Source organism: Psychroserpens burtonensis DSM 12212, assembly GCF_000425305.1.
In the GTDB taxonomy this organism is placed as follows: Bacteria; Bacteroidota; Bacteroidia; order Flavobacteriales; family Flavobacteriaceae; genus Psychroserpens; species Psychroserpens burtonensis.
Window position 1 is genome coordinate 18502 of sequence record NZ_AUDE01000032.1, and the last position, 11022, is coordinate 29523.

The following is an 11022-nucleotide window of genomic DNA, read 5'->3' on the forward strand; positions in this document are numbered from 1 at the left end:
TGGCTTCAGGATATTTATCTTTCCATATTTTGTAGACATCCATACTTCCGACAGTTACAGTGGTTTTTTAATCTAACTTAATTTTTAGACGCTTATCAACAGCTATTTTATTTATGTCCTCCATTTTTATTTTTCTAGTAACGCCTTAGTGATTTTTTTATGCAGGTTGTTTACGAAAGCTACTTTGGGTGTCTTGGCTGCTTATATAGCGGAACCATAGAACATGCTTCGCCATACATAATGCTCTTTGCAATTGGACGTAAAAGCCGAGTGATTTCTACAAAAGCAGCTATAGGAACTGGCAAATCACCGCATCCTTTTATAACGACGCGAACATCTTTATAAGCATTGATATTTAGTTTGTTTAGTATTTCATTATATAAAACGGTTTCAAGTGTTTCTAAATCACCAAACACCACTTTTTTTACAAAGGGTTCTAATTGTGATGCTAGTAGCATATAAGCCCAGGTTGGAACAATAGCATCTTCAGAACAAATAAGGGCCACGTATTTATCAGTGTATGTACTCCAGTCTTCATTCTTAACAAATTCCCTAAAGTCTTTTTCTTTCAATATTAAACCTTGATATAAGAGTTCTTTTATATCGAACAACTCACGTTCACCCGAAGGGTAAAACTCCTCAAGGTTGATGGTAATGATACCACTTTTTGCTACTCTATTAATTATTTCTTTTTCCATCTTACATAAATCCTAATTCGAGTTGCGCCTCTTCACTCATTAAATCTTTCGACCAAGGTGGATCAAAAGTCATCTCTATTTCTGAATCTTTAACCTGATTAAGTGACTTTACTTTTTCATTGACTTCTTGAGGTAATGATTCGGCTACGGGACAATTAGGAGACGTTAGAGTCATTAATATTTTAACCTCGTAATCTTCATTTACAAACACATCGTAAATCAAACCAAGTTCGTAAATATCAACAGGTATTTCTGGATCATAAATTGTTTTTAAAACGCGAACAATTTTTTCGCCTAGTTTTTCAATATCCATAGTTTGTTCTGACATGATTTTAAGAATTTTGTGATAAATTTAAAGCAATCGCATACATTTTAATTTGTTTAATCGTACTCACTAAACCATTGGCTCTAGTTGGTGATAAGTGTTCTTTTAAGCCAATATCATCAATAAATTTCAAATCAGCTTGCATGATTTCTTCTGGAGTTTGACCAGAAAACACACGAATTAGAATTGCTACAATTCCTTTCGTTATAATCGCATCGCTGTCGGCTGTAAAAACAACTTTTTCGTCATACAATTCTGAGTGTAACCACACTCTGCTCTGACAGCCCTTTATTAATCTGTCATCGGTTTTGTGTTGCTTGTCAATCAATGGTAAATGATTCCCCAAATCAATCAAATGCTCATACTTACCTTCCCAGTCGTCACCGAATAACTCAAACTCTTCTATTATTTCATTTTCGATTTCGGCTATTCTCATCTTAACATTTTAATTGCTTTCTATATGCCGTTGGCCAGCACATCAATTTCTTCTTTCGTATTGTAAAGCATCAATTACCTGTTTATGCTGTTGCCCCACTATCCAAATACATTAAGGATTTGCTATTGACTTTTTTGGAAAGTATAGGTAAATCCTGTCGGAGTTTTTGAATATTGAGAATATTATTTTTTGTGCTTGTTTCTATTTCTATTATTCAAATGTTTTGGAAATTTTTTCTTCAACATATTCGCGTAGAGCTTCTATTTTTATAGTATTAACAACTTCCGAAGCAAATGCGTGCATCAATAATTTCTTAGCATTTACCAAACCTATCCCACGTGCGCGTAAATAAAATATTTTTGCTTCATCCAACTTACCTGTTGTTGACCCATGTGAACATTTTACGTCATCGGCATAAATTTCTAATTGCGGTTTTGTATTGATTGTTCCTGCTAGACTCAATAAAATATTTTTGTTTGATTGAAACGCATTTGTTTTTTGCGCATCTTTTCTTACAAATATTTTCCCATTGAAGGTTGCTGTTGATTTCCCTTCAATAATACCTTTATAAAGCTCGTTACTGTTGCAATTTGGCTTGCGGTGATCTACCACAGTATGGTTGTCTACAACTTGATTCCCTACCGTTAAATACAATCCGTTTAAGTGCGATTCAATGTGTTCATCATCTAACACTACTGTTAAATTATTACGAACCAACGAACCACTCAACGTAAAGGTATGCGTAGAAAACACACTTTGTCTTTGTTGAATTACCTGTGTAGTATTCACTAAATACCCCAACTCCTTTTCATCCTGAATTTTATAATGATCAACAATAGCGTTCTTATCTACTACAATTTCTGTTAGCGCGTTGCTAACTGTTTTTGCCGTAGCAGAAATCGTTTCAAAGGATTCTATAATTTTTGCTTGCGCATTTTCATCTATAACGATTAAATTTCGCGGATGAATAATGGTGTTTACCGAGGTTGTTGAAATGTGAATGATATGTATCGGTTTTTCAATTATTACGTTTTTTGCAATATGAATAAATGCACCGTCTTTAGTCATAGCGGTATTTAACGCAATGAATGGATCCGTTTTTACATCTGCGTATTGTGCATAATGTTTTTCAAAAACAGGTGAATTGCTTTTTTCTGCATCAACTAAACTACATACTGTTAAGCCTTTTGGAAGGTTCTCCACGTTTGATGATCCTTCAACAAAAACACCGTTCTCGATAACTACAACATAAGCATCTTTTAAAAATTTCAGGGGCTGAATTTGCGCATCACTACAATTTTTATTTGTAGAGAAATCAAATTCCCCTTTCAGCATCAAATCCACACGGGTATATTTATACTCTTCATGCTTTCGTGTTGGAATGCCCTGTTTGTAAAAGCTTTCCATAGCATTATCACGAAGTTGTGTACTACCAAATAAAAATAATTTAGAGTTCTCAAATTCAAAAATTAATTTATCTTTTATCGTTCTAGTCTTAATAACTGTTTCCATTTTGTTTGTAAATAAATTAGGCTTCTACTTCCTCTTTAATAAAATCGTATCCTTTTTCTTCCAGCTCTAATGCCAATTCTTTTAATCCTGATTTTACAATTTTTCCGTTGTGTAATATGTGAACAAAATCGGGTATAATATAATCCAACAACCGTTGATAATGTGTGATAATAATAGTTGCGTTTTCTTCCGATTTTAATTTATTTACTCCGTTGGCAACAATGCGCAACGCATCAATATCAAGCCCACTATCGGTTTCATCTAGAATGGAAAGTTTGGGTTCCAGCATTGCCATCTGAAATATCTCATTTCGCTTTTTCTCACCACCGCTAAAACCTTCGTTTATAGAGCGTCTAACAAGTGCTCTGTCTATCTCAACTAACTCTTGTTTTTCTTTCAGCATCATTAAAAAATCTTTTGCTTTTATAGGCTCTAAACCTTTGTAAGCACGAATTTCGCCAATAGCTGTTTTTAAAAAATTAATATTACTCACTCCTGGAATTTCAACAGGATATTGAAACGCAAGAAAAACTCCTTCTCTAGCTCTGTCTTCCGCCTCTAGCTCTAATAAGTTTTTACCGTTATAGATTATTTCGCCTTCTGTAACGTCATACTCCGAACGCCCTGCAAGCACGGCTGCCAATGTGCTTTTTCCCGAACCATTAGGGCCCATAATAGCGTGTACCTCTCCCTCTTTTATTTCTAAATTAATTCCCTTCAGAATTTCTTTTCCGTCAATTGACGCATGTAGATTTTTTATTGATAACATTTTTTTGAATTTTGATTGTTTACTTTTATCCTACGGAACCTTCCAAGGAAACTTCCAACAGTTTTTGTGCTTCAACAGCAAATTCCATTGGCAACTGACTTAATACGTCTTTGCAATAGCCGTTTACAATTAAACCAATAGCTTTTTCATTATCGATACCTCGTTGTTTACAATAAAACAGCTGGTCTTCACCAATTTTTGAAGTTGTTGCTTCGTGCTCTACAACGGCGGTATTATTTTTTATTTCGATGTATGGAAATGTATGTGCACCGCATTGATCACCCATTAATAAACTATCACATTGCGAAAAATTACGAGCATTTTCTGCGCCTTTTGCAATGCGCACTAACCCTCTATAACTGTTGTTACTAAATCCTGCCGAAATCCCTTTTGAGATGATCGTGCTTTTAGTATTTTTCCCGATATGGATCATTTTTGTTCCTGTATCGGCTTGCTGATAGTTATTTGTAACTGCAACAGAATAGAATTCACCTATCGAATTGTCACCTTTTAAAATAACCGATGGATATTTCCACGTAATTGCAGAACCTGTTTCTACTTGAGTCCAAGATATTTTAGCATTTTCTTCCAAACAAATCCCACGTTTAGTAACAAAATTAAAAACGCCTCCCTTACCCTCCTTATCTCCAGGATACCAGTTTTGCACAGTGCTGTATTTTATTTGTGCATTTTTATGAGCTACAAGTTCAACAACGGCTGCATGCAATTGATTTTCATCACGCATTGGTGCTGTACAACCTTCCAGATAACTCACCTGCGAACCTTCTTCTGCAATAATCAAGGTACGCTCAAATTGACCGGTACCTGCCGCTTCTATTCTGAAATACGTTGAAAGTTCCATTGGACAACGAACGCCTTTTGGAATATAACAAAACGAACCATCGGTAAAAACAGCCGAGTTCAATGCTGCAAAAAAGTTATCGCTAGAAGGAACAACAGAACTCATGTATTTTTGTACTAATTCTGGATGTTCTTGAATGGCTTCTCCAAACGAACAAAAAATAATTCCTTTTTCAGCTAAGGTTTCTTTAAATGTTGTTTTCACAGAAACGCTGTCCACAATAACATCAATTGCAACTCTACTTTCTACTCCTGAAAGGCGCTCTTGTTCTAAGATTGAGATCCCAAGTTTTTGAAATGTTTTTAATAATTCAGGATCAACTTCATCGAGACTTTTTAATACTTTTTTTGGTTTTGGAGCTGAGTAATAAATGATTTCCTGAAAGTCTGGCTTCTGATAAGAAACATGAGCCCAGTCTGGTTCCTCCATTGTTAACCAATGACGGAATGCTTCCAGTCGATACACTAACATCCATTCTGGTTCATTTTTTTTGGCAGAAATAAAACGAATAATATCTTCATTCAATCCTTTCGGTGCATTGTCAGCGTCAATATCGGTAACAAAACCGTATTTGTATTCCGCGCTGATTTTTTCTTCTATAACCTCATTCATATTATTTAAGTTTTACTATGTGTTATTCTTTAATAAATTTAAACTCCAATAACCATCTGGATTAATTTATTATCCCTATTATTTATTCCATACAAATCCAATACATCTCAATAAACCTAATGTTATGTATAGCACTATTTTCATCTTGTATTGGTATTACACTAAATGTAGTGTGTCTTTCTTGATAACTAATTCTTCCTCACTTTCTCGCCAGTTATCATCATCCACACAACAGTCTACTGGGCAAACGGCAGCACATTGAGGTTCATCATGAAAACCAACACACTCGGTACATTTATCGGCTACGATATAATAAACATCGTCTGATATAGGTTCTTGTGGTTCATTTGCATTGGCAGTTAATCCGCTTTTTGAGGTAAAAGTTCCTTTTATAGATGTTCCGTCAGAAAAACGCCATTCATCCCCTCCTTCGTAGATGGCATTATTAGGACATTCTGGTTCACAAGCGCCACAATTAATGCATTCATCTGTAATTATAATTGCCATTTACTATATTTTTATAGTGTTATAAGAGCCTTCAGGATATCAGATTTTCTTAAAAACAGTATTAACCTTATAATTTTAAACTCTTTTAAACGCCGAACGATTCTCCACAACCACAAGTTCTACTCGCGTTTGGATTGACAAATACAAAGCCTTTTCCGTTTAACCCTCCCACGTAATCGAGCTCTGTACCTATTAAATACAAAAAGCTTTTTTTGTCAACGGCAATTTTTATTCCTTTGTCTTCAAAAATCTTGTCGGTCTCTGTTATTATGGTATCGAACACGAGTTTATAGGTAAGACCTGAACAACCTCCGCCATCAACACCGACACGAATAAATGTCCCTTCGGGACTATTTTCGTTTGTTATTAAACCTAACGCATGCTGCTTTGCGTTTTCTGAAACTGTTATCATTTTATTTAGGTATTAGATTATTGATAATGTGTTTTTATTTTTTTTAATTGGTATTTTCTTCAAGGAAACCTTGAAAAGTAAACATAGCTTCCTTTTCACTATTCGATAAATCTGCTAGCGTCACCTTATCTAGTAGCGTATCAATAGAAGATTGTACCATTGACCAAAGTGAACGAATAGAACAATCGATAGAATTAGTACAGAGTTTTAATACTCCCACATGATTCGCACAAAAATCTTCATCGAACAAACGTCCACCTAAAGCTTTCAAAGCATCGTTGACCGTAATATCCGCAGCAGGTCTGGCAAGTACATATCCTCCAACATGTCCTTTGGTACTGTTTATCAAACCCTCGACACGAAGTATTCGAGTTAATTTTGAAACATTGGGACGTGACAGCCCTTCCATTTCACTAAGCTGAGGGATGCTCAAGCCAGTCTGAACCTTACACTTTGCAATACGTACCAGTATTCTTAAGCCGTACTCGTCTTGTGCTGTTATTTTCATTCTTTAAAAGTTTTGATAATAGATTTATGGTGATTAAAATAAGCTCCCCATACAAATGTAAACATTATTTTCAATATATACTAAAAAGTACATATTAATATATACTAAAGAGTACATATCAGTTATGCAAAATAATCTTACCACTACAGGTATGAATAGAATAGATTTAAACACTTCATTCAACGAAACATTTCAAAATGTCAAGTCGATTTAGAAGAAGTTCCAACAAGGGAACATTTAGTAGAACTAATCAATAATCCTAAAGATGCCGTATTAATAACAGCAGTTTCAAGTAGCTATAAACCAATCAAAAAAAGAAATTTTTATTCGCCTAATGTTTTTGTGTTACGAGATGAAGGGAAATTGTCCCATCTGAGTATCATATATCAAAAAAAACAGATTTTAACTTAAAAAAAAGAGATCTTTAAAGGTTATTATTTTCCCTAAAACTGACATATATTATGTGCGTAACTGTAAATCAGTTAGAGCTATCAAAAAACACTCCTAATAATCCCCTTGTTTAACAACGTATTAAAAAGATTTAAGGAGATTCAACACAGGTTCCATTAAATTCTAAAAACATAATACCCGCAACCAAAAAAGTGGAAGGTGCTACTAATTAGCAGGAACTGAATTTGAACCTGTGAACTCCTAGTATTTAGATATACTTCATTTTGATTGTCAAATCCTACAATACAATTTTATCAATATTCAACCTATATAATATTAATCTTGTGATTAAAAAGTTAAAGTATCTTAAATCGAGACCAATTCAGTGACCACTAAAAATAACATCTTTAGAACAGTTATAAACACTAGATAGCTGAAATTCTAATCGCTCTCTCCGACTCCACCAAAATACTATTTATATATAAATCCGCAATCTTTTAATAGTATTCACACCGGGAAGCTAAAAAAAGGAATGGTCTAATTTTAACTCCTAAGTTTTTAATTAATATTTTAAAGCTCTCTTAATATATCCCTTTATTTGTTTTGAAATGTTCAGATGCACAGAAGTCAGGACAGGTATTAATTCACCTTTTAATTTAAAAAAAAAAACAATCTTGCACCAAGACGTCTATAAACGCCCGAAACGGAGGTCATAAAAGCCTACTGTTAAATATATTAGATTTTAAAATAAAATCGCACTCCTTTTTTTTAAAACATTGCACTCATATGTCGTACCTTGGGTTAAAAATTATATAAAACGGTAAAAGATGAAACAATTTATTTTAAAGTGGTACCCAGTAATTTTAGCATTCCTTTGTTTGTTATACTCAGTAGGTTATGGCATATTAGGCATGACGGAAGAAGCTCAATATTCAGCACATTGGCCAGGTACAATATTATTATTTGCAATTGCAATTAGACAAAGAAGGACATCATGAATATAGGATTTTTTTTAATAGGAGGAATAATATTCGCGATATATATAGGACTAACATTTTATAATATTTTCTACTCAAACAAGAAACAAAGAGAGGAAAACTATCCAAATTTGAAGAAAAATTTTGATCCACTCTCGCCATTAGATTCTGATGAAAATAAAAATAAGTCGTCTAAATAATATTTAGGTATTCTCTATTGCTACTTTTTATAACATTTAATCTGTTATTCTTAGAACAACATTTAGCAAAAACTCAGTAAGTGACTGGACGTATAGATTGCTATGACAAGAGTACTGTTTTTTATGTATAAATAGCACCACATGGACCTATAGTAAAAACAAACCCCTTCAAGCTAGCTTGAAGGGGTCTTGCTGCTATTAAATATCTGTCTTTTAAACACAGACGGTTGTAACTATCTAATAGCAGACAGTTTTATAATTATTAGTGAACAAAAGGGTTAATCTCTCAAAACACACAAAAAACCGCTCAATAGAGCGGTTTTTTTTTAATATCATACTTATGTAGACTAATCCCCACTAAGGTTTTTATTATACACCCAGATTTCATCCCATCGATTGGTAAATGTATCCTCTAATGTCTCTAGGAAATTATCCTATGAATTTTCACCAAACAACTTTTCATAAGCCTCTTTGAAACTTCTATCTTCATCCATTTCTGAGCAGTTTTTCATAAAGTTCAAGGTCGCAACATGTCTACCTAAATCACCTTGTAAAAAGCTATTATAGTATAAACCCCAAGGGTTTTCACCATCCATTGATTTGATGGTTTCACTCACCTGTTTAAAGATAGTATCCATTGTATAATCGTGATCATCAGAATCTTCAAAATATCGAAGATACATGATTGGATATCTGTTTTCTGATCCCAACATACTAGTATTAGACTTTTCATCATCTTGTGTCCAGTATTCTATAGTATGGATTTCTTTAATAAAGGGCATCACATTGTCTCGCTAATCTGCATTGTGACCATTAGCACTTGGATGAGTATCATTATGCTTGAGTATCATCGACCACATTTGCCACACTATTTTACCAGCATTTGGACCAGAACTAATAATATAAACTGTAGCTTTATAAGGCGCCTCCTTGTGATACGTTTCATTATGCTTGCGCATGTTAGTACTCAACGTTTTTAATTGTGTATAATCTGCAGTAAACATGATGTTCTCCCACATATTATGATCTTCAGATTCTTGCGCACTTACGGTATTAGAAAACGTAGATGCAATTGCGAGCATCAGGAATAAGGCCATTGTTTTTGTTCACATAATTAATTGATTTTCTTGGTTAATTGTGTACTCAATGTAATACAAGTGCAGTTAAATTTAAAAAATATAAATAGCATATTATAAATGTAGCTCAACACTAGCATTTAAGATAAAGACCAAACTTGAAGAGCCTAAACATTACTAATAATCAAATATTTACCAAATTTTAATATGATAAACTGAATTGTGGAATCGATTTAGAGTACACTTTTAATAATTCAATCTATAGCTTTTTAAAGGATAATTCTATTCTCTACAACTCTACAATCCCCCCTTAGATAACCTATGAATAAAAGGGTTCGTTTTTTTTTGATTGATACTCTATATTACTTATGTCAAATTCTAAAGGTTGCTAAGATACCTACTCCTATTTCTTTATACCAAAGTCTTTAAAAATTTGTTAGATTTGAAGATATATACCGATAATTGTATATATCCAATTGTCGTAGTCAATTAAAAAAACATGCTCTACATTTGAAGAATCATTCAATTTACAATCTAAACAAATCTTAATTCCTATTAGAAAATGAAAAGAATTTCAGCACTTCTAATAGTTCTAGTAATATTGAGCTGCAAAGAATCAGTAAAAGAAAATGAGAAAACGAAACAAACTAAAAGCGAAATAATAGAGAACTTTACCGCTCTAGTAAAAAATGATGTTGAAGACGATAATATTGATGGCAGTTTTTCCCTTGCAATTATTTATAAGGATTCAACTTTAACATTAAAATCTTACAGAAATGCCAATTTAAATACCATCTTTCGAGTGGGCTCAATTTCAAAATCCTTTCCTGGTTTTTTAATGATACAACTTCAATAAGAAGAAATGCTCAATATAAATGACCCTGTTGAAAAATATTTGCCAGAGATTAAGTAATTAGTTGATTATGACAAATATCCACCTATTACTTTAAAACAATTAGCAACACATACTTCTGGATTAGATAGAGAATCAAGAAGTCGAGATGAAAGTGTACGTTTTGGAAATATTAATGAATGGGAAAGTAATCTTATTAAAGCAATTCCAGAAACCTCATTTCGTTCAAAACCTGGAGAAAGATTTGGATATTCAAACATCGAATTAGTTAGAGAAAAGATTTTCAGACCCTTGAAAATGAATAATACCTATTTTAATGTTCCAGAAAATCAAAAAGAAAATTTAGCAAAGGGAATGGCTGGAGGACCAACTGCTGAACATGATTACGAAAGACCTAAGAGTGAACAAAATGAAGTTGGATACAGAATACCTAATGGTGCTCTTTACTCTACACCAAGCAATATGGTTAAGTTTATGAAAGCTTGTATGGGATACTCCAATCTTTTGAATGAAAACAATATTACAATATTGCAAACAACACAAACACCGACAACAAGATTAAGATCTAATTATAGTTTTGGTTTTGATTTATATTCAGACCAAGGAATAAATACAATTGGACTCGCAGGTTCTAATGCAGGATATTCAGCTCATTTCGAATATGAAAAAGATAGCGAATATGGCGTGATACTTATGAGAAATTATATTTTTGGTAATACGAATTTAGATTTGAGGTCAAATTCATTACTGAGAAAATTAAGTTTAGTGGAATAAAACTAGCTACAACAACGGTAATCGTTGCACAACGCTCTAAAAATTTATGACCAAAACACAATTAAGCCCTTTTTAGGGCTTTTTTAATTTTCTGCAACTGCCATTTAGTTA

Annotated in this window: 13 protein-coding genes; 2 read left to right on the forward strand and 11 right to left on the reverse strand. The window is 33.2% G+C overall.

Annotation, left to right across the window (positions count from 1 at the left end; translation table 11 throughout):
• Positions 1-179: 179 nt before the first annotated feature.
• The 11 genes from H593_RS0113875 to H593_RS0113935 form a co-directional block, all read right to left on the reverse strand.
• A complete protein-coding gene (locus H593_RS0113875; RefSeq protein WP_028872990.1) occupies positions 180-698 on the reverse strand; it encodes a DUF2480 family protein in 519 nt (172 codons plus the stop codon).
• Between the two features lies 1 nt (position 699).
• Complete coding sequence (locus tag H593_RS0113880) at positions 700-1026, reverse strand: iron-sulfur cluster assembly protein (protein WP_028872991.1); 327 nt, start codon at positions 1024-1026, stop codon at positions 700-702.
• A 4-nt stretch (positions 1027-1030) separates the two neighbouring features.
• Positions 1031-1459, reverse strand: a complete 429-nt coding sequence (locus tag H593_RS0113885; RefSeq protein ID WP_028872992.1) for a SufE family protein — start codon at positions 1457-1459, stop codon at positions 1031-1033.
• Positions 1460-1669: 210 nt separating this feature from the next.
• Positions 1670-2971 carry a Fe-S cluster assembly protein SufD gene (sufD, locus tag H593_RS0113890; RefSeq protein ID WP_028872993.1) on the reverse strand — a complete coding sequence of 434 codons (1302 nt, stop codon included), beginning with the start codon at positions 2969-2971 and terminating at the stop codon, positions 1670-1672.
• Positions 2972-2987: 16 nt separating this feature from the next.
• Positions 2988-3740, reverse strand: coding sequence for a Fe-S cluster assembly ATPase SufC (gene sufC, locus H593_RS0113895; protein WP_028872994.1), 753 nt, complete (start codon positions 3738-3740; stop codon positions 2988-2990).
• 25 nt (positions 3741-3765) lie between these two features.
• Positions 3766-5214: a Fe-S cluster assembly protein SufB gene (sufB, locus tag H593_RS0113900; RefSeq protein WP_028872995.1), complete on the reverse strand. Its 1449-nt coding sequence runs from the start codon at positions 5212-5214 to the stop codon at positions 3766-3768.
• A gap of 156 nt (positions 5215-5370) precedes the next feature.
• Positions 5371-5721 (reverse strand): 4Fe-4S dicluster domain-containing protein, encoded by a 351-nt coding sequence (locus H593_RS0113905; RefSeq protein ID WP_028872996.1) that lies wholly within the window; start codon positions 5719-5721, stop codon positions 5371-5373.
• 85 nt (positions 5722-5806) lie between these two features.
• Positions 5807-6133, reverse strand: a complete 327-nt coding sequence (locus tag H593_RS0113910; protein ID WP_028872997.1) for a HesB/IscA family protein — start codon at positions 6131-6133, stop codon at positions 5807-5809.
• Between the two features lie 43 nt (positions 6134-6176).
• Positions 6177-6641, reverse strand: coding sequence for an Rrf2 family transcriptional regulator (locus H593_RS0113915; protein ID WP_028872998.1), 465 nt, complete (start codon positions 6639-6641; stop codon positions 6177-6179).
• Between the two features lie 2001 nt (positions 6642-8642).
• Entirely contained in the window at positions 8643-8990 is a 348-nt protein-coding gene (locus tag H593_RS0113930) for a hypothetical protein (protein WP_028872999.1), read from the reverse strand.
• Between the two features lie 12 nt (positions 8991-9002).
• Complete coding sequence (locus tag H593_RS0113935; RefSeq protein ID WP_147232079.1) at positions 9003-9305, reverse strand: hypothetical protein; 303 nt, start codon at positions 9303-9305, stop codon at positions 9003-9005.
• Between the two features lie 541 nt (positions 9306-9846).
• Between H593_RS0113935 and H593_RS0113940 the strand changes: the two genes are divergently transcribed.
• Complete coding sequence (locus H593_RS0113940) at positions 9847-10140, forward strand: hypothetical protein (protein WP_028873001.1); 294 nt, start codon at positions 9847-9849, stop codon at positions 10138-10140.
• An 84-nt stretch (positions 10141-10224) separates the two neighbouring features.
• Positions 10225-10911, forward strand: a complete 687-nt coding sequence (locus H593_RS0113950; RefSeq protein ID WP_245585058.1) for a serine hydrolase domain-containing protein — start codon at positions 10225-10227, stop codon at positions 10909-10911.
• Positions 10912-11022 lie beyond the last annotated feature (111 nt).

Coding starts and splice junctions, on each gene's coding strand:
- H593_RS0113875 (WP_028872990.1), bottom strand. CDS start 698: ATGGAAAAAGAAATAATTAATAGAGTAGCAAAAAGTGGTATCATTACC.
- H593_RS0113880 (WP_028872991.1), bottom strand. CDS start 1,026: ATGTCAGAACAAACTATGGATATTGAAAAACTAGGCGAAAAAATTGTT.
- H593_RS0113885 (WP_028872992.1), bottom strand. CDS start 1,459: ATGAGAATAGCCGAAATCGAAAATGAAATAATAGAAGAGTTTGAGTTA.
- sufD (WP_028872993.1), bottom strand. CDS start 2,971: ATGGAAACAGTTATTAAGACTAGAACGATAAAAGATAAATTAATTTTT.
- sufC (WP_028872994.1), bottom strand. CDS start 3,740: ATGTTATCAATAAAAAATCTACATGCGTCAATTGACGGAAAAGAAATT.
- sufB (WP_028872995.1), bottom strand. CDS start 5,214: ATGAATGAGGTTATAGAAGAAAAAATCAGCGCGGAATACAAATACGGT.
- H593_RS0113905 (WP_028872996.1), bottom strand. CDS start 5,721: ATGGCAATTATAATTACAGATGAATGCATTAATTGTGGCGCTTGTGAA.
- H593_RS0113910 (WP_028872997.1), bottom strand. CDS start 6,133: ATGATAACAGTTTCAGAAAACGCAAAGCAGCATGCGTTAGGTTTAATA.
- H593_RS0113915 (WP_028872998.1), bottom strand. CDS start 6,641: ATGAAAATAACAGCACAAGACGAGTACGGCTTAAGAATACTGGTACGT.
- H593_RS0113930 (WP_028872999.1), bottom strand. CDS start 8,990: ATGCCCTTTATTAAAGAAATCCATACTATAGAATACTGGACACAAGAT.
- H593_RS0113935 (WP_147232079.1), bottom strand. CDS start 9,305: ATGGCCTTATTCCTGATGCTCGCAATTGCATCTACGTTTTCTAATACC.
- H593_RS0113940 (WP_028873001.1), top strand. CDS start 9,847: ATGAAAAGAATTTCAGCACTTCTAATAGTTCTAGTAATATTGAGCTGC.